The sequence below is a fragment of the Collinsella sp. AF02-46-1 genome (assembly GCF_003465825.1).
Classification (GTDB): domain Bacteria; phylum Actinomycetota; class Coriobacteriia; order Coriobacteriales; family Coriobacteriaceae; genus Collinsella.
Genome location: NZ_QSBV01000002.1, coordinates 115,027 through 134,196, shown reverse-complemented (window position 1 = coordinate 134,196; position 19,170 = coordinate 115,027). Strand labels below are relative to the sequence as shown.

Annotated in this window: 15 protein-coding genes; 10 read left to right on the top strand and 5 right to left on the bottom strand. The window is 60.6% G+C overall.

Annotated elements, in window-relative coordinates:
* The first annotated feature begins 225 nt into the window (after positions 1 to 225).
* From DWV20_RS01705 to larD, 3 genes are all read left to right on the top strand, one after another.
* Positions 226 to 3,039: a phosphoenolpyruvate carboxylase gene (locus DWV20_RS01705; protein ID WP_370448150.1), complete on the top strand. Its 2,814-nt coding sequence runs from the start codon at positions 226 to 228 to the stop codon at positions 3,037 to 3,039.
* Between the two features lie 533 nt (positions 3,040 to 3,572).
* On the top strand, positions 3,573 to 4,850 hold the full coding sequence (gene larA / locus DWV20_RS01700; protein WP_118066398.1) for a nickel-dependent lactate racemase: 1,278 nt from the start codon (positions 3,573 to 3,575) through the stop codon (positions 4,848 to 4,850).
* Between the two features lie 49 nt (positions 4,851 to 4,899).
* Positions 4,900 to 5,631 carry a D/L-lactic acid transporter LarD gene (gene larD / locus DWV20_RS01695; RefSeq protein WP_118238394.1) on the top strand — a complete coding sequence of 244 codons (732 nt, stop codon included), beginning with the start codon at positions 4,900 to 4,902 and terminating at the stop codon, positions 5,629 to 5,631.
* 302 nt (positions 5,632 to 5,933) lie between these two features.
* On the opposite strand, the gene DWV20_RS01690 is transcribed toward larD, so the two are convergent.
* The 4 genes from DWV20_RS01690 to serB all read right to left on the bottom strand — a co-directional run bounded on the left by DWV20_RS01690 (position 5,934) and on the right by serB (position 8,936).
* A complete protein-coding gene (locus DWV20_RS01690; RefSeq protein ID WP_118256224.1) occupies positions 5,934 to 6,473 on the bottom strand; it encodes a TetR/AcrR family transcriptional regulator in 540 nt (179 codons plus the stop codon).
* A gap of 2 nt (positions 6,474 to 6,475) precedes the next feature.
* Positions 6,476 to 7,393 carry a LarC family nickel insertion protein gene (locus DWV20_RS01685; RefSeq protein WP_118256223.1) on the bottom strand — a complete coding sequence of 306 codons (918 nt, stop codon included), beginning with the start codon at positions 7,391 to 7,393 and terminating at the stop codon, positions 6,476 to 6,478.
* 10 nt (positions 7,394 to 7,403) lie between these two features.
* Positions 7,404 to 8,186 carry a nickel pincer cofactor biosynthesis protein LarB gene (gene larB, locus DWV20_RS01680; protein ID WP_118227178.1) on the bottom strand — a complete coding sequence of 261 codons (783 nt, stop codon included), beginning with the start codon at positions 8,184 to 8,186 and terminating at the stop codon, positions 7,404 to 7,406.
* A gap of 114 nt (positions 8,187 to 8,300) precedes the next feature.
* Positions 8,301 to 8,936 carry a phosphoserine phosphatase SerB gene (serB, locus tag DWV20_RS01675; RefSeq protein ID WP_117842805.1) on the bottom strand — a complete coding sequence of 212 codons (636 nt, stop codon included), beginning with the start codon at positions 8,934 to 8,936 and terminating at the stop codon, positions 8,301 to 8,303.
* A 256-nt stretch (positions 8,937 to 9,192) separates the two neighbouring features.
* Here serB and aspS point away from each other — a divergent pair, with 256 nt between their 5' ends.
* The gene (gene aspS / locus DWV20_RS01670) at positions 9,193 to 10,980 is read left to right on the top strand and encodes an aspartate--tRNA ligase (RefSeq protein WP_118256222.1); all 1,788 of its coding nucleotides are present in this window, start codon (positions 9,193 to 9,195) and stop codon (positions 10,978 to 10,980) included.
* Between the two features lie 305 nt (positions 10,981 to 11,285).
* Here aspS and DWV20_RS01665 read toward each other — a convergent pair whose 3' ends face one another.
* A complete protein-coding gene (locus tag DWV20_RS01665) occupies positions 11,286 to 12,302 on the bottom strand; it encodes a LacI family DNA-binding transcriptional regulator (RefSeq protein WP_118256221.1) in 1,017 nt (338 codons plus the stop codon).
* A gap of 375 nt (positions 12,303 to 12,677) precedes the next feature.
* On the opposite strand from DWV20_RS01665, the gene DWV20_RS01660 reads away from it, so the two are divergent.
* The 6 genes from DWV20_RS01660 (at position 12,678) to DWV20_RS01635 (ending at position 19,051) form a co-directional block, all read left to right on the top strand.
* Positions 12,678 to 15,686, top strand: coding sequence for a glycoside hydrolase family 2 TIM barrel-domain containing protein (locus tag DWV20_RS01660; RefSeq protein ID WP_118256220.1), 3,009 nt, complete (start codon positions 12,678 to 12,680; stop codon positions 15,684 to 15,686).
* A gap of 3 nt (positions 15,687 to 15,689) precedes the next feature.
* The gene (locus tag DWV20_RS01655; protein WP_117758225.1) at positions 15,690 to 16,145 is read left to right on the top strand and encodes a hypothetical protein; all 456 of its coding nucleotides are present in this window, start codon (positions 15,690 to 15,692) and stop codon (positions 16,143 to 16,145) included.
* Between the two features lie 153 nt (positions 16,146 to 16,298).
* A complete protein-coding gene (locus DWV20_RS01650) occupies positions 16,299 to 17,693 on the top strand; it encodes an amino acid permease (protein WP_118256219.1) in 1,395 nt (464 codons plus the stop codon).
* A gap of 420 nt (positions 17,694 to 18,113) precedes the next feature.
* On the top strand, positions 18,114 to 18,362 hold the full coding sequence (locus DWV20_RS01645) for an HPr family phosphocarrier protein (protein WP_022094361.1): 249 nt from the start codon (positions 18,114 to 18,116) through the stop codon (positions 18,360 to 18,362).
* 185 nt (positions 18,363 to 18,547) lie between these two features.
* Complete coding sequence (locus DWV20_RS01640) at positions 18,548 to 18,790, top strand: FeoA family protein (RefSeq protein WP_231500839.1); 243 nt, start codon at positions 18,548 to 18,550, stop codon at positions 18,788 to 18,790.
* 39 nt (positions 18,791 to 18,829) lie between these two features.
* Positions 18,830 to 19,051 (top strand): FeoA family protein, encoded by a 222-nt coding sequence (locus DWV20_RS01635; protein WP_006234774.1) that lies wholly within the window; start codon positions 18,830 to 18,832, stop codon positions 19,049 to 19,051.
* Positions 19,052 to 19,170 lie beyond the last annotated feature (119 nt).

Here is a 19,170-nt window from a genome sequence, read left to right as displayed (position 1 = left end):
GTCTCGTCCATTGCGAGCGATTGTTACGGGGGTGTTTCGCATTTATGCGGAATGCCCCCGTTTGTGTATGCCGTCCACCGAGAAATACGACCATTTAGAGCAAAAACCCTTGCAATGCAGAAAATACTTTTGTGTGGTAAAGCGCAATCAGTGTCGAAAGTATTTCGCAAGCGCCTATAATGAATACCGCATGTTACGTGCATAGAAGGAGGAATGGGAGGAAACGTGGCTGAGAACCTAAGCAACCAGTCTGTACCCGAAGCCGCGGCGCGCGTCGCTGCCGTGGTCAACCGCCTCGTTAACCGAATCGGCTCGAATGCCGAATCCAAGGAGCGTCTCGCTGAGATCGAGATCCCCGAGGAGCTGCTCGACAATCTGGCGCTGTTCTTGCGCCTGGAGCGCCGTGTGCTTAGCGAGTATGATCCCGAGATCGCGGACCTGTTCGACAAGATTTTGACAGCCGAGATTGTGGCCAACGCCGGAAACCCCGGCACCCGTGCTGCCGACGAGTCCGTCGACGAGCAGGGCGTGCCCACTGCCGACGAGCCCACCGCCGTGGCGTTTCGCGAGGTCGTTGATCTGATCGACAGTCTGCCGCTCGATAAGCAGCAGGTTATCGTCCGCGCCTTTACGAGCTTCTTCCATCTGGCAAACCTGTCGGAGGAGAACTACCGCGTGGCGCAGCTGCGCGAGCGCGAGGCCGGCGCATCGACCGATACCGAGGTCGATCCCGCCAACGAGCTCACCGTCGCCTATCACCAGTTGGTAAACGAGATGGGTGTCGAGGGCGCCAACGAGCTGCTCGACAAGCTGGAGTTCCACCCTGTCTTTACCGCACATCCCACCGAGGCCCGTCGTAAGGCCGTCGAGGGCAAGATTCGCCGTATTTCCAACCTGCTGGAGGAGCGTCCGCGCCTGGGCGGCTCCGACCTGGTGGAGAACGAGCGCCATATGCTGCAGGAAATCGACGCCCTGGTGCGTACGAGCCCCATCGCGCTCAAGAAGCCCACGCCGGTCGAGGAAGCCGATACCATCATCGACATCTTCGATAACACGCTGTTCGACGTCATCCCCGTTATCTATCGTCGTTTTGACGACTGGGTGCTGGGCGACAAGGCGGGTACCGTGCCGCCGCTGTGCCCGGCGTTCTTCCATCCCGGCAGCTGGATCGGTTCCGACCGCGACGGTAACCCCAACGTCACCGCCAAGGTGAGCCGCGAGGTCGCCGCCAAGTACTTCACCCACATGGTGCTCAAGCTCGAGGACAAGTGCCGCCGCATCGGCCGCAACCTCACGCTCGAGGCCACCTACAGCAAGCCGTCTGCCGAGCTCATCAACCTGTGGAACCATCAGGTCGAGATGAGCACCCAGTACACGGCTCGCGCCGAGCTGATTTCCGAGCACGAGCCGCATCGCGCCGTCATGCTCGTCATGGCCGACCGTCTGAACGCCACCGTGCGCCGTATCACCGACACCATGTACCACAGCGCCGATGAGTTCCTGGAGGACTTGCGCGTCGTCCAGCGCTCGCTGGCTGCCTGCGGTGCCGTCCGTGCTGCCTACGGCCCGGTCCAGACCATCATCTGGCAGGTTGAGTCCTTCGGCTTCCACATGGTCGAGATGGAGTTCCGTCAGCACTCCGTGGTGCACGCCCGCGCCCTCAAGGATATCCACGAGAACGGTATCCATGGCGATCTGCAGCCCATGACGCGCGAGGTCATCGACACCTTCCGCGCTATCGGCTCCATCCAGAAGCGCTACGGCAAGAAGATGGCGCATCGCTACATCATCTCGTTCACCAAGAGCGCCCAGCATGTGGCCGACGTCTTTGAGCTTGCCCACCTGTCCTTTGCACACGAGGAAGACGTTCCCGAGCTCGATGTGATCCCGCTGTTTGAGCAGCTCGAGGACCTCGAGGGCTGCGTCGACGTGCTCGACCAGATGCTTACGCTGCCCGTGGTGCAAAAGCGCCTTGCCCAGACCAACCGTCGCATGGAGGTCATGCTGGGCTATTCCGACTCCTCCAAGGATGCCGGTCCTACCACGGCCATGCTCGCGCTGCACTCCGCGCAGGAGCGCATTGCCAAGTGGGCCGAGAAGAACGATATCGACCTGGTGCTCATGCACGGTCGCGGCGGTGCCGTGGGCCGTGGCGGCGGTCCGGCCAACAAGGCCGTGCTGGCGCAGCCCAAGGGTTCGGTCAACTGCTTCTTTAAGCTCACCGAGCAGGGCGAGGTCATCTTTGCCCGTTACGGCAACCGCACGCTGGCTCAGCGTCATGTTGAGTCCGTTGCCGCCGCAACGCTTTTGCAGTCGGCCCCGAGTGTCGAGAAGACCAACACCGAGACCACGCAGAAGTTCTGGGATATGGCCGAGAAGCTCAACGCCGCAAGCCACGAGCGCTATCTGGACCTGCTGAACACCGAGGACTTTACACCGTGGTTCTCGACCGTGACGCCGCTGACCGAGGTCGGTCTGCTGCCGATTGGCTCGCGTCCCGCCAAGCGCGGCCTGGGCGCCAAGTCGCTTGATGACCTGCGTACCATTCCGTGGATCTTCAGCTGGAGCCAGGCGCGCATCAATCTGGCCGCTTGGTACGGCCTGGGCGCCGCTTGCGAGCAGCTGGGCGATCTGGACCAGCTTAAGGCTGCCTACCAGGAGTGGCCGTTCTTCCGCACGTTCATCGACAACATCGAGATGTCGATCGCCAAGACCGACCAGCGCATCGCCAAGATGTATCTGCACCTGGGCGATCGCCAGGATCTGTCCGAGAAGGTCTTCACCGAGATGCAGCTCACCCGTAAGTGGGTCCTTGCCATCGTCGGTGACGAGTGGCCGCTGCAGCGCCGCCGCGTGCTCGGCTGCGCCGTTCGCGTGCGCAATCCCTACGTCGACGCCCTGTCCATCGCCCAAGTCCGCGCCCTTCGCGAGGTGCGTATGAACCAGGACGAGATGGCGGAGGAGAAGAAGGCCGAGTATATGAGCCTGATTCTTTCGACTGTGACCGGCGTCTCGGCAGGATTGCAGAACACGGGGTAATCGATAGCCCTGTAGTCGCTGTCCGGGGCCGCCGTATGTTTACTTTCCGGCGCGTCCTCGGACATGCAAGAAGCCCTCGCTGCGCACTTCGTGCGGCGAGGGCTTCTTGCGTCCTGTGGAGTGCGCCGGAAAGTAAACATATGGCGGCCCCTGCGATGTCCGGTCTTCGGAGGATTACTGGCTGGGGAAAAGATGGCGCGCTTCGCGCACTTTGATGGGGCTTCGTGCTGCGGAATGCATTCAGAGGGAAACCCGTCGGGTCCCTTCGTCCTCGGTCTTCTGGGATTAAAGCTGAAGGGAATAAGGCGCGCTTCGCGCCTCGCGTCTTATCGATCGGGATTGAGATGCATGTGGCGCTTCTTGACTTACGACTGTAGCGGCCGCGGTCCCGTTTGGGATCGCGGTTGTTTTGTTGTGGGTCAAATATGAACGTTGTGTTAATGAGTCGGTGGACGGTGGTGTTTTTCGGTGAGCGGCGTATCCTTCCAACGGTTTATCTAGTGTGTCAGTTGAAAGGAAGAGGGCGCTCGTCATTGTTTGAATGTGAACTGCCGTTTGACCACAAGACGTTGCATCTGGAACTCGAGGATAAGAACTTCGCGGGTGTGATGGAAGGTCACCAAAACGAGTTTAAGACTACGAAATCGCAGGAAGAGCTGGTAGAGGAGTCGCTTGCCAACCCTTATGGCTCGCCTTCGCTCGAGGAGCTTTGTGCTGGCAAAAAGGACATCGTCATCATTAGCTCCGATCATACGCGTCCCGTTCCCTCGCGTGTGACGATGCCTATTCTGCTGCATCACATTCATGCCGCTGCGCCCGAGGCCCGTGTGCGTATTCTGGTTGCTACGGGCATGCACCGTCCGTCGACGCACGAGGAGCTCGTCAACAAGTATGGCGAGGAGATCGTTGCCAACGAGGAAATCGTCATGCACGTCGCAACTGACGACAGCATGATGAAAAAGATCGGCACCCTGCCTTCTGGTGGCGAGTGCATTATCAACAAGATCGCTGCCGATTGCGACCTGCTGCTTGCAGAGGGCTTCATTGAGCCGCACTTCTTTGCCGGTTTCTCTGGTAGCCGCAAGTCCGTCCTGCCTGGCATCGCCAGCTACAAGACCATCATGTACAACCACAACGGTCAGTTTGTGAACGATTCCCACTCGCGTGCCGGCAACCTGTGCCACAACCACGTGAGCGAGGATATGTTTGCCGCTGCCGAGATGGCTCACCTTGCCTTTGTGCTCAACGTGGTGCTCAACGGCAAGCACGAGGTCATTGGCTCCTTTGCCGGCGACATCCACAAGGCGCACGAGGCCGGCTGCGACTTCGTGAAGAGCCTTGCCGGCGTTGAGCCCGTCGAGTGCGAGATTGCCATCACTACCAACGGTGGTTACCCGCTCGACCAGAACATCTATCAGGCCGTGAAGGGCATGTGCGCTGCCGAGGCCACGCTTCCCGAGGGCGGTGTGATCATCGATGTCGCCGGTTGTGCCGACGGTCACGGTGGCGAGGGCTTCTATCACAACATCGCCGACAACGATCCGGCAGAGTTTGAGCGCGCCTGCATCGACCGTCCCAAGGACGAGACCCTGCCCGACCAGTGGACGAGCCAGATCTTTGCCCGCATCCTGGCGCATCACCCCGTGATCATGGTCACCGACCTGTGCGATCACCAGATGCTCAAGGATATGCACATGACGCCGGTCAACACTATCGAGGAGGCGCTCAAGCTCGCCTTTGAGATGAAGGGTGCCGATGCCAAGGTTGCCGTCATTCCCGATGGCCTGGGCGTTGTCGTCGCGCAGCACTAGTGCGTGGCCCAAACGAATCGTTTATAACCGACAAGAAAGATAAGGTTTTATGCTTACCAAACTCCTCTGCGAATTCGGCGCGACGGCCCTCATGATCGTCTTTGGCGTGGGCGTGCACTGCGATACCGTGCTCAAGGGCACCAAGTATCAGGGCTCTGGTCATATGTTTGCCATCACCACCTGGTCTTTTGGTATCTCGGCCTGCCTGTTTATCTTTGGCGGCGCCGTGTGCATGAACCCCGCCATGGTGCTTGCCCAGTGCATCGTCGGCCTGGTGCCGTGGGGCAACTGCATCCCCTTCATGCTTGCCGATATGCTCGGCGGCTTTGTGGGTGCCGTGATCGCTTGGTTTATGTATGCCGATGAGTTCAAGGCTTCCGAGGGCGTCGTCGACCCCATTGCCCAGCGCAACATCTTCTCGACCAACCCCACCACCGAGGGTACGAACTATGCCCGCAACTTCTTCTGCGAGGCCATCTGCACCTTCGTGTTCATTAGCGCCATCCTTGCTGCTGCTAGCCGTGCTGGCGAGAACGTTTTGATGCTCGCCATCTGCGTCGGCCTGATTGTCTGGGCCGTTGGCATGGGCATGGGCGGCATCACCGGCTTCGCCATGAACCAGGCACGCGACCTTGGTCCCCGCATGGCCTATCAGGTGCTACCGATCAAGAACAAGGCTGACAACAACTGGAAGTATGGTCTGCTTGTTCCTGGCATCGCGCCGTTTGTCGGTGCTATTGTGGCCGCGCTGTTTGTGCATGGTTTCTTGGGCATGTTCTAGTCTGAGGCTACATAGTTGTCCGCCGTCCGCATGGGGTAACTTCCCAGCGCGTCCTCGGACATGCAAAAAGGCTCGCTGCGCACTTCGTGCGGCGAGCCTTTTTGCGTCCTGCGGAATGCGCTGGGAAGTTACCCCATGCGGCCAGCTGCGGGATTTTAGTCGCGTTGGAACAAGCAACCCAACATATAAATCTGAATTTGGATGGGAGGGGCTTGTTGCTGATAGGGGCGCTGGGCTGTTGTTGACACTTTGGGATGCGTGGCGCCCTGGGTTGGGGTGATGCTTTGGGATGAGCTTCTTACTTAGTTGAAGAGGGGCTTAATGGCTGATAGGTAGTCTTTGGCTACGTCCTCTTTTGGGGCTTGGAAGTTGTGCCAGGCCCACCATTGGACCATTCCTACGAAGCTTGAGGCTATGTGGTGGAGGAGGAAGCTTCGGTCCATGGTGGCGGCGGGGCCGTTTGGGTCGGTGGGGACGGTTCCGGCTGCTCGTGACATGATGGTCTTGCGTAAGCAGTCGGCGAAGACGCGTGAACCGGCGCCGGCTACGAGGGCTCGTACGCCCTGGCGGCGTTCCCAGAGGTTGTTGAGGATATGCTCGACTTGTACGAGCGGATCATCGAGCGGTGTGCCATCGTCGTCGAGGGCGTGGGTGCAGATGTCGCTCACGAGTTCGGACAGTAGGTCATCTTTGCTCTTGAAGAGGCCGTAGAACGTGGCCCGACCCACATGGGCGCGAGCGATGATGTCGCCGACGGTGATCTTGCCGTAGTCCTCTTCGCGCAGCAGCTCGGAGAACGCCGCGACGATGGCGGCGCGGCTTTTTGCCTTGCGGGCATCCATAGCTATGCATCCACGTGAACAAGCAGGCAACGGAGCGTGCCAGAGCAGCCCTCGTAGGGGCGCTTGCCAGCGCCGTAGCCGACGGCCTCGATGCGGTAGCGGGCTGGCAGGTGCTCGGACGTGCGCAGTGCGGCGACGATGGCGGCACCCGTGGGCGTCACGAGCTCGCCGGCGACCGGTGCGGGCGTGAGGGCGATATTGCCCGCCTGGCACAGGTTGACGACAGCGGGGACGGGAATGGGCATGAGACCGTGGGCACAGCGGATGGTACCGTGACCCTCGGAGAGCGACTCGACCACGATGTCCTCAATACCAAGGTCATCGAGGCAGATGGCGACAGAGCAGACGTCGACGATGGAGTCGACGGCGCCCACCTCGTGGAACATGACGGTCTTGGGCGTTTTGCCGTGGGCCTTGGCCTCGGCGGCGGCGAGCGCGGTAAAGATGGCGATCGCGCGACGCTTGGCGCCATCGCTTAGCTGCGAGCCATCGATGATGGCGGTGACGTCCGCCAAAGAACGGTGGTGATGGCCGTGGGCGTGATGGTGACCCTCGTGGCCATGACCGTGGGCCTCATGGTCATGCTCGTGGCAGTGCTCGTGTTCATGCTCGCCATGATTATGATGGTAGTGCTCATGCTCATGTGTGTGCTCGGCAGCTGCTTCGTTACCGTAGAGCCAGGCCATGTCGTGGTCGTGGTTCTCGAGCTCCTCTGCCAGCTGAACGTCAAAGTCGCAGGTGTCGATGCCATGCTTGTTTGCGCGTGTAACGGCAATCTCAAAGCCGTCGACCGGCAGCGTGGCGAGCTGGTCGCGCAGATGCTCCTCGCTGGCGCCCAGGTCGAGCAGGGCCGCGACGGTCATGTCGCCGCTGATGCCCGAGGTGCCGTCGATGATAAGCGTGTGCTGATGGTTGGACATGAAATGCTCCTTAGCGGGCGCAGGACGTGCCGGCGCTCAGATGATTGATAAGACTTGCCTGATAGGCGGCGCCAAAGCCGTTGTCGATATTGACGACCGAAACGCCGCTGGCGCAGGAGTTGAGCATGGCGAGCAGTGCGGCCATGCCGCCAAAGTTCGCGCCATAGCCCACGCTGGTGGGGACGGCGATGACCGGACAGCTCACAAGGCCTCCGATGACGCTCGCCAGGGCGCCCTCCATGCCGGCGATGGCGATGACCACCTGCGCCTGGGCAAGTTCCTCAGCATGAGCGAGCAGGCGGTGCAGGCCGGCGACACCCACGTCGTAGAGGCGATCGACCTCGTTGCCGTAGAACTCGGCCGTCAACGCGGCTTCCTCGGCAACGGGCAGGTCGCTCGTGCCGGCGCAGGCGACGACGATGCGTCCGTTGCCGTTGGGGGAGGGCTTGCCACCCACCAGGGCGAGCTGGGCGTCCGGGACATATCCCAGGTCGATGCCGTTGCCGAGGAGCTCCGAGGTGCGGGCTGCCTTTTCGTCGTCCAGGCGCGTGACCAGGATGCGCTCCTGGCCGGCATCGAGTAATGCTTTGATAATGGCGGCAATTTGCTCGGCGGTTTTACCGGCGCCGTAGACAACTTCGCCGGCTCCCTGGCGCACCCCGCGCGAAAGGTCTAGCTGCGCAAAGCCCAAATCGGCGGTCGGAGCCGTCTGGATGCGCGTGAGGGCGTCGGCAGGGGTGACTGCTCCGCCGGCAACATCGCTCAGCAGCTGCTCTAGATCTCGCTTATCCATATATGTTCCCTTCGACGGCGCAAAGTTTAGCACTCAAAGGGTATGTTTCCGAACACTAAGACAGAATTGTTCGGAAACTATAGGACAGACTGATTCAATTGCTAGACGGATTGGCTAGTCGCGCAGGATGATGTCCATGGCGAGCATCAGATTGCGCTCGTCGATGGCAAACGGGGCGGCCTCGCGCGTCTTGGGCTTGGCACAAAACGCGATGCCCGTGCCCGCGGCCTGAATCATGGGGATGTCGTTGGCGCCGTCGCCGATCGCGACGGTATGGGCCATGTCGACACCGCACTCGACTGCCCAGTCCAGCAGCTGAACGAGCTTGGACTCCTTGGTCACAATGTCTGCCGCCAGCTTGCCGGTGAGCTTGCCGTCCACGACCTCCAGACGATTGGCCAGGCAAAAATCGATGCCCGCAGCGGCCACGATCTTGTCGGCGACCTCGTGGAAGCCGCCGCTCACCACGCCGACCTTCCAGCCCTTGCTGTGCGCCGAGCGCACAAGCTCCAACGCGCCGGAGGTAAATGACACGCGCTCAAAGGTGCGCTCGAACACGCTCTCGTCCAGGCCGGCGAGCAGCCCCACGCGCTCCTCGAGCGCCTGCTTAAAGTCAAGCTCGCCGCGCATGGCGCGTTCGGTGATCTGTGCCACCTGCTCGCCCACGCCGGCCTCTTCGCCCAACAGGTCGATGACCTCCTGGTTGATGAGCGTGGAGTCGATATCCATAACGATGAGGCGTGCAGTCATGGCGGGCCTTTCCGAGTGCTGTTTTATTGGGGCATATTGTCGCACGTGACGAGCGCGGGCGGGTGTCGCGGCGCGTCAATTGTTTCGTCTCCGTCAAGTCTTTGGGCAGGAGCCACTTTTTCGCGGCACATCGACGCGAGTGCGATAAGATAGAACGCCATGTCTGGCTGCGCGGTTTACGCAGGCTGGGCAAATCTGTACGACGCCGCCCGGAACGACACGGGGCGGCACAGATCCATAAAGGAGGATCACTGGTATGAGCCAGACCCGTCCCATCGATGAGCATTCCATGCACACCCGTACCTGCGGCGAGCTTCGCTTCGAGAACGTGGGCGAAGAGGTCACCCTCACCGGTTGGGTGAGCCGTCGCCGCGACCACGGCGGCCTTATCTTCTGCGACCTTCGCGACCGTGAGGGCATCACGCAGCTCACCTTCGACCCCGAGCACTCCGACGGCGACGCCTTTAAGATCGCCGAGACCATGCGTCCCGAGTGGCCCATCAAGATTCACGGCGTCGTGCGCGCCCGTGGCGAGGAGACCACCAACACCAAGCTCGCCACCGGCGAGATCGAGGTCCTGACCGACCACGCCGAGGTGCTCAACACGTCCGTCACCCCGCCGTTCCAGATCGAGGACGGCATCGAGACCAGCGAGGACACCCGCCTGCGCTATCGCTATCTGGACCTTCGTCGTCCCGAGATGATGGCCAACCTCAAGCTGCGCTCCGACTTTACCTTTGCCATTCGCGAGGCGCTGCACAACCGTGAGTTCATGGAGGTCGAGACGCCCTCCCTGTTCAAGTCCACGCCCGAGGGCGCCCGCGACTTCATCGTCCCCAGCCGCATCCAGCCGGGCAACTTCTACGCCCTGCCGCAGTCCCCGCAGCTCCTGAAGCAGCTGCTTATGGTCGGTGGCGTCGAGCGCTACTATCAGGTTGCCAAGTGCTTCCGCGACGAGGACTTGCGTGCCGACCGTCAGCCCGAGTTCACCCAGGTCGATATCGAGATGTCCTTCGTGGACCAGAACGACGTTATGAGCGCGCTCGAAGAGGTTCTTGCCGATGCCTTCGGCCGCATGGGTGTCGAGATGCCCACGCCGCTGCGTCGCATGAACTACTGGGAGGCCATGGACACCTATGGCTCCGACAAGCCCGATACCCGCTATGGCATGCACTTGGTCGACCTGACCGACATCTTCGCCAACTCCAAGTTCAAGGTCTTTGCGACTGCTGCAAACGAGGAGGGCTCTGTCGTCAAGGCCATCAACGCCAAGGGTGCCGGTGCCTGGGCTCGCGCCAAGATCGACAAGCTCGCCGGCGTGGCCTCCACGTTTGGCGCCAAGGGCCTTGCCTGGATCGCCTTCCGCGAGGACGGCTCCATCAACAGCCCCATCGTCAAGTTCTTCTCGGACGAGGAGATGGCTGCCCTGCGCGAGCGCATGGACGTCGAGCCCGGCGACCTTGTGATGTTCGCCGCCGGCCCGCGCCTGCTCTCCGACGAGATCCTGGGCGGCATGCGTTCCCACATGGCCAATGCGCTCGAGGTCAAGCGCGAGGGCCACGACTTCCTGTGGGTCGTCAACTTCCCGCTGTTCCACTGGGACGAGGATCGCAAGGCCTATGCTGCCGAGCACCAGCCCTTCACCCTGCCGACCGAGACCGACATCGCCAAGATCGAGGCCGACCCGCTGGCAGCCGGTTCCTGCACCTACGACTTTGTCATGGACGGCTTTGAGGCCGGCGGCGGCGGTATGCGTATCCACAACGCCGAAATGCAGATGTCCATGCTCAAGCTCCTAGGCTTTACCGAGGAGCGCGCCGAGTCGCAGTTCGGCTTCCTCATGGAGGCTCTCAAGTTTGGTGCGCCCCCGATGGGCGGCTTTGCCCTGGGCCTGGACCGCGTGTGCATGCTGCTCACCGGCTCCGACTCCATCCGCGACGTCATGGCGTTCCCCAAGACGGCCAGCGGCTCCGACCTCATGTCGGGCGCCCCGAGTGCCGTTTCCGGCGCCCAGCTCAAGGACGTCAGCCTGCGCTTGATGTAGGCAAGCGGCCACAAATTGCTTGCAACGAGGGAAGGACGTGTGCCTTCCCTCGTTTTTTATGCGCCGAGGTTGTGGGGGCATGGGATGGCCGGGCGTCGCGGAAAGTGCGTCCCGGAATCTGCGTCCAGAACGGGTCGCGCTTTCCCAAAGGGGGTCCTCTGGGAAAGCGCGACCCAGAATTCGGCAAAATAATGGGGCACAGTTTCCGGTTGAGCGGTCTAACGGAAACTGTGCCCCAGAATGAGCACTCAAAACGGGACAGGCTTTCCGCAACAACTGTCTGGCGGAAAGCCCGTCCCAGTTTCTTATAGCGAGTCTCTCTGAACGAGCTGCATGTGCATGACGGTGGTGGTTGGCTTGGCACCCTTGATCATGTCGAGCGCAATGTTGGCGGCCATGTGGCCTTCTTCGCGCAGGGGCTGGCGGACGGTCGTGAGCGCGGGGACGCAGCGCGTCGCAATCTCGTGATCGTCGAAGCCGACGACAGAAGCGTCCGCCGGAACGGATAGGCCTGTCTCGTTGAGCGCGGTGATGACGCCAGCCGCGATACGGTCCGATCCGCAGAGCACGCCATCGAAAGCAATCTCGCGCGCGAGGATCTGGTGCATGGCCTGATAGCCGTCTCCGCTGTTCCAGCCGGTATAGATAACGTTTGCGTCTGGGAGGTCTTCGCCCAAGGCGGCGCGGTAGCCGCGCAGGCGGTCGACAACAGCGGGGTTGTCTTGCGGTCCCAACACGGCGACGATATCTTTGCGCCCGCGCTCTTTCATAGCGAGCGCTGCAAAGCGTCCGCCCTCTTCGTCGTCAGAGTAGACTGTCGAGAACACATCGCGATAGGGGTGGCCCTCGAGCTGGCCGCACAACACGGTGGGTACACCCAGCTCGCGCAGCACCTCGAGCAGCTCGCTGCCCTTGTAGGGGGAGACGTCGATCACGGCGTCGAACGAGCGGCGCTCAAAGTGCTCGCGTGCGCGGTTGCGCTCATGCGTAGAAGACGCCTGCAAGATAACGGGCAGATAGGACGACTCCGACAGTTCCTCGGTAATGCCGCTCAAAAACTCGCTATAGGTGGGGTCGCTGAAGAGTTCACTCAGGGGCTCGGTCACGAGCACGGCGATGATTTCCGTGCGCCCGACAGCGAGCGCTCGGCCACGAGCGTTGGGGACAAAATTGACTTCCTTGGCCGCCGCGCGGACGCGCTTTTTGGTTTCCTCGCTAATGCGGGGCGAATCGTTGAGGGCGCGCGATGCCGTGGAGCGCGACACGCCGGCAGCTGCGGCAACCTCGGCAAGCGTAGGTGCGGTGCGAACTGGTTGGGTCATGGCGTCTCCTGGAAAATGCGGTCGAAGTTGGCACTGATATGGGCTGGTGCGGATACAGCTTACTATAGTGCGCCTGAACAGCGTTCATGATATCCGGCCACTGGTGGCATTTCACGTTCAAGCTGCTGTTGAACATGGCTTGCACGGGCGGGGCATAGATGGGCGCGGCCGTTGTCCGCCGCCTGGGAATGCTGTTTTGCGCTGAGTTTCGATACGCAGGGTGACATAAGTGTCGTGGTTGTACAACCGGTTGCACCGTTAACCCGACCAAATCGACCGTTCAGCGGACAACCGGTTGCACAGTTTTTTGCATCGCCCGTAAGATAAGGACAACCGGTTGCACAAGAATCACTACGATGACGAAGGAGCATCACCATGGACGCCATTAACGATTGGGAAAACCAAGCGCTCACCCACAGGAACCGCCTGGCACCCCATGCGTACTTTATGGGCTACGAGACCGCCGATCTCGCCGCTACGTACAGCCGCGAGCTGTCGCGCGGATTTGTCCAGCTGTCCGGCTCGTGGCAGTTCCGCCTCTTTGAGGGCCCAGCTGCCGTCTCCAACGAGGAGCTCTCCACGTACAAGCCCGAGTGGGATCACGTGGAGGTTCCGCACCTGTGGCAGGTGGACGGCTATGGCAACCTTGCCTACACCGACGAGGGTTTCCCGTTCCCGGTGGACCAGCCGTTCGTTCCCTCCGACGACCCCACGGGCGTTTACCAGCGCATCGTCAACCTTCCCGCCATCCCCGCCGGCGCTCGCGAGATCATTCGCTTCGACGGCATCGAGAGCTATGGCGAGCTGTACGTCAACGGCCAGTTTATCGGCATGACCAAGGGCTCGCGTCTGTCCGCCGAGTTCGACGTGACCGACGCGCTCGTCGAGGGCGACAACCTGTTTGCGGTCAAGGTCCTGCAGTACAGCGATGGCAGCTATATCGAGGACCAGGATATGTGGTGGGCTTCGGGCATCTTCCGCGATGTGTACCTTATGCAGCGTCCCGCCGCGCACCTGGTCGACTTTAGGTTCCGCACGCACCGCGAGGGCGATGCCGCTCTGATCACGCTCGATACGGTGGCCGAGGGCGCTACCCGCGTCGTGTTTACGCTCAGCGATGGCGAGAACGTGGTCGCTACGGGCGAGTGCGTCGACGGCCATGCCGAGTGCAGCGTTGCCGATGCCCACTTCTGGAACCCCGAGGACCCCTTCCTCTATGACCTTACGTTTGAGGTCTACGACGGTGACGAGGTCAGCGAGTACGTTCCGCATCGCCAGGGCCTTGCCGAGGTGACGGTCGAGGGCAATCATATCTACCTCAACGGCACCTACTTTAAGATGCATGGCGTCAACCGCCACGATCACGACGATCACAAGGGCCGCGCCGTGGGCCTCGATCGCATGCGCCGTGACCTGGAGCTCATGAAGCGACACAACATCAACGCGGTGCGCACCTCTCACTATGCCAATGACACGCGCTTCTACGAGCTGTGCGATGAGTATGGCATCATGCTGGTCGCCGAGACCGATATGGAGAGTCACGGCTTCGAGAATATCGGCAATATCGCCCTGGTCACCGACGACCCGGCATGGGAGCCGGCCTACGTCGACCGCATTGAGCGCCTGGTGATGCAGGAGCGCAACCACGCCTGCATCATTATGTGGTCGATGGGCAACGAGAGCGGCTATGGCTGCAACATCCGCGCGATGTACGCCAAGGCTCACGAGCTCGATGATCGTCCGGTCCATTACGAGGAGGACCGCAACGCCGATACCGTCGACGTCATTTCCACGATGTACTCCCGTGTGTCGCAGATGAACGACTTTGGTGAGCATCCGTTCCCCAAGCCGCGCATCAACTGCGAGTACGGCCACTCCATGGGCAATGGCCCCGGAGGCCTGTCCGAGTACCAGGAGGTCTTCGATCGCTGGGATTGCATCCAAGGCCAGTTTATCTGGGAATGGTGCGACCACGGTTTGGCTGCTGTGACCGAGGACGGCGTTGCTTACGATATGTATGGTGGCGACAACGGCGATTACCCCAACAACAGCAACTTCTGCATCGATGGCATGGTGTTCCCTTGGCAGCAGCCGAGCCCGGGCCTCACTGAGTATGGCCAGGTCATCTGCCCGGTTCGCATGGCTTATGACACCGAGGCGGGCGAGCTGACCGTCACGAACAAGCGCTGGTTTACTACCCTCGAGGATGTCTGCCTGTCGGCGGAGACCCTGGTAGACGGCGATGTAGTGTGCCGCAAGACGCTTATGCCCGGCGCGGTGGCTCCCGGCGAATCCGTCCAGCTGCCACTGGTGATTCGCGAGGCCGCGGTAGGCGAGACCCTGCTGACCGTGTGCGCCTACACCATGGCGGCTCACGCCTGGTGCGAGCCGATGTTCCAGCTGGGCGCAAGCCAGTTTGCCATCGCAAACCATCCGGCGCCGGCCATCGCCGCCCCCGCTCGTCCTGAGCTTACGGTCGAGGAGACCGAGCAGGAGATCCGCATTCACTCCCTCAACGGCGAGCTGACCTTCAGCAAAGTCAACGGTACCGTGAGCGAGTGGAAGGCATCCGGCCGCGACGTAATGGCCTCTGGTCCCCAGGTTGGTTTTTGGCATCCGCTCGTCGACAACCACGCTCAGGAGTATGACTCCCTGTGGAAGGACAACTTCATCGATGTGATGCAGACGTCTACCCGCAAGGTTTCTTGGAAGCAGGACGGCAATGCGGTCGTCGTTACCGTGAGCCAGCGTATCGCTCCTCCCGTCCGCGCGTTCGGCATGCGCGTCGAGCTCGTCTACACCGTGCTTCCGAGCGGTCGCGTCGACCTCAAGGTTTCCGGCGAGCCCTACGGCGATTACTCGGATATCATCCCGCGCATCGGCATCTCCTTCGAGGTCCCCGGTTGCAATCGTGCCGTCGAGTGGTATGGCCACGGCCCGGGCGAGAACTATCCGGACTCGCTGCGCGCCAACCCGGTCGGTCATTACCGCACTACGGTCGACGACATGTTCACGCCCTACGTTATGCCTCAGGACTGCGCCAACCGTGAGGGTACCCGCTGGGTTGCCCTGCGCTCCAGTCACGGTGACGGCGTGTTGGTGACTCGTCCGGCTGATGCCGCCTCCAACCCGTTCTCGTTCTCGGCATGGCCCTATAGCTGCGAGGCAATCGATAACGCCAAGCACGTCTACGACCTTGTCAAGGGCGATACGGTCACGGTCAACATCAACGACCAGCTGCTCGGCCTTGGCTCGAACTCTTGGGGTTCCGAGGTGCTCGATTCCTATCGCACCCGTTTTGAGAGCTTCAGCTTTGAGGTGTCCCTGCGACCGCTGACGTCTGCCGATCTGGCTCAGGCGCTGGCACCCATTAAGGAGGCATAAGCCATGCATGTCTTTAACTCGCGCGCCGATTTCGACGCTCAGATGAAGTCCGTCAAGAAGTGGATGCGCACCGGCCAGGCGCTCGATGGCGTTGCCGACCTACAGCACGACGTGGCTTACTCCATCGGCGACTCGTTGGTTTACTGGTGGGTCTATTCCCGCGAGGCCGCAACCGCCGACCTGGTCGGTCACCGTCGCTACCATGCCGTGCTCGCTCCGCTCGACGGCGGCCTGACCGTCGAGGTCGCCCCCAAGGCAGGCCTCACCTGCACCCGCGCTTACAGCGATATCGATGATCGCGAGCGCTTTGAGGGGGCGGGGGAGACCGTGACGATTCCCGCCGGCGGCGTTGCCGTCGTCGAAATTGACGAGGCCTACCGTGTCGTGGCCGATGCCGCGGATTCCCGCGTCGTGGTACTGCACGTGACGGTCGAAGGTTATTCCTTCCCCAACAAGTAGTATTCGTCCGTTTGGACGTTTGCTTTGCGCCGTTAAGGGGGATGGCTTTGTTGACTCCCTTTTCCCCATTCCCCTTAGCAGGTGCGCCGTCCGTGTTCGCACTTGCAGCTCGGACGGGTTTAGATGACATTTAATAGATGATTGGGAGGGCTTATGAGCTCTGAAAAACGAGGAACGATCGGTTCGTTCGCTCTGCTGGGCATGACGGTCGCCGCCGTGTTCGGTATCAAGAACATCATCAACAACAACGCGGCCATCGGCTTGGCAGCTGCGCCGTCGTTCTTCTTCGCCACGCTTTTGTACTTTGTCCCCTATACCCTGGTTACCGCCGAGTTCGTCGGCCTCAACAAGGACTCCGAGTCTGGCGTGTACGCATGGGTTAAGACCTCGATGGGTGGTCGCTGGGCGTTTCTGACGGCGTTTAGCTACTGGTTCGTCAACCTGTTCTACTTCGCGTCCGTCCTGCCCAATGTCATCATCTACGCGAGCTACGTGTTCTTTGGTGCCAATGCCGAGCTTTCGCAGCTGTGGATCACCATTATCGAGATCGTCGTCTTTGCTATCGCCACGTGGGTGTCGACTAAGGGCGCTAAGTGGATCGGCTCCATTTCGTCCTTTGGTTCGACTGCGGCTCTCGGCCTGACCGCTGTGTTCATCCTGCTGTCCCTGGCCGCTGCATTTGGCGGCGTCGAGTTCGCTACGGCTCCTACTCCGGCTAACATGGCTCCCGACACGAGCAGCTTCGCCACTACGTGGGGTTTCTTCGGCACGCTTGCCTGGATCATCCAGGGCGTGGGCGGTGCTGAGTCCGTCGGCGTGTTCCTTAACGACCTTAAGGGCGGCGTCAAGGCCTTCGTGCGTACCGTCGTTGTTGCAGGCCTCACCATCGGCCTTCTGTATGCAGGCGCTTCGCTGCTGGTTAACCTGTTCATCCCCGAGGGCAGCGTTGCCATCTCCACCGGTATCTTCGACGTATTCGCCGCTACGCTGGGCTCCCTCATGATGTGGACCTCCGCTCCCATCAAGGTGTTCTTCACCGAGATCCCCAAGGGCGTCTTTGGTAGTAAGATTGTCGAGCTTAACGAGCATGGCATTCCCGCCCGCGCCGCTTGGCTGCAGTTCGCCATCGTCGTCCCCATCCTGATCATCCCAGCCCTGGGCTCTGGCAACCTCGACGACCTGCTCATGATCGTCACCAACATGACGGCTGCCACCGCTCTGCTCCCGCCGCTGCTGATTCTGCTTGCCTACTTTATGCTGCGCAAGAACTTCGACGCTGCTCCCCGTGGCTTCCGCATGGGTTCGCGTCCCTTTGGCCTGGTCGTCGCTGCGTTCCTGCTCGTAGTCTTCTGCTTCGTGCTTATCTGCGGCACCATTCCGCTCGATCAGCCGCTGTGGCTGACGCTGGTTTACAACGTTGGCGGCGTGGTTGTCTTCCTGGGTCTTGCCGTGATCTGGTACAACCGCTACATCAACCGTCTGCGCGAGACCGATCCCGAGGCCGCCGAGAGCGAGCTGCGCCCCTCCGTCCTCGACATGATGGAGTAGCGGCTAGGATTAATCTACGGCTGTGGAATAAATCGATTCCCTTTCCTAAGGAGGGGCCTTACGAGGCTCCTCCTTTTGTGTTTTGGGGCACGGTTTTGGATCCTGTGGGCAAAAAATGCCAAATATGAGTACTGTTGCAAAATGAGTGCCATATCTATCGGCCGGTTTTGAGCAAAAATGGGCTCAAAATCAATTTATCTAACCCCCTTGAAGGGAGTTTGATGGCTTTCAGCCTCTTCGAATCGCTCAAAGTAGGCAATTTGCTCTCGATTTTGCTGCTACTAAATTGGTGACAGTACTCATATTTGCCACTTTTTGACCACGGGGTATCCGGAGGGGCTCTCGACAAGCATCTAACGGTACAATAACTACCACGTGGCTGGGTTTGCCAGCCGAATGAGCGATACCGCGGGAGGGGACATGGTCGAGTTTACAAAGACGATTAAAGATCCGTTGGGACTGCATGCCCGCCCGGTTGCGCTGCTCTACGACATCATTGCCAAACATCGTAGCGACGTGTCGGTCAGCATCGGCGACCGCCATACCGACGGTCGCGACGTGATGGGCCTCATGGCTCTCTACGGCGAGTGCGGCGAGGACATCATCTTCCGCGTTTCGGGCGTGGATGAGGCCTCCTGCGTCACGTCGATCAGAAACCTCTCCCTCTAAACGCAACAATGTGACAAAGGGGCTGTCCCCTTGTCACACCTGTTTCATATGGGAAACTTTTTCGAAAACTGAATAGGGACCCTTTCCAAAAAGTTAACCACGTGCTAGTTTACTGTAGCGAACATAGACGTGGTTAACTTTTGCTGCGTCGATGTTGAGGACGAACTGACGTTAGGAGCACACTCATGTCTTGCGGACCGCAGATGCCGGCCATGCCGCTTTCGATGGTGAAAGCGGGCGAAACCGTGCACGTGTCTCGTGTAAAGGGCAATGAGGACATGAAGCACCACCTCAAGGACCTCGGCTTTGTCGAGGGCAGTGAGGTTCACGTGGTGAGCTCGAGTGGCGCCAATATCATCGTCACCGTGCTGGGCGCACGCTTTGGTATCGATACCAAGGTCGCCATGCACATCATGACCGTCGGTTAGTCCGCAGCATTTCATTAAAACCGAAAGGGGGACAAGAGGATGAAGACGTTGGGTGACGTTAAGGTGGGCGAGAGCTCTACCATCGTCAAGCTTCACGGCGAGGGCGCGCTTCGCCGTCACCTTATGGACCTGGGCCTCATCAAGGGCACTTCGTTCAAGGTCGTTAAGGTTGCACCGCTCGGAGATCCGGTCGAGATCAACGTGCGCGGCTACGAGCTTTCCATCCGCAAGGAGGAGGCTGCCGTCGTCGAGGTCCAGTAAGGGCCCGCGGCAACTATTTATGCAGATAAAGTTAGGTTTTTCTAACTTAAATTTGCAATGTTGAAGCACATTATCCAGCCCGTGCGGAGAAAGCAGCGCGGGCACACAAGGAAGAAGGA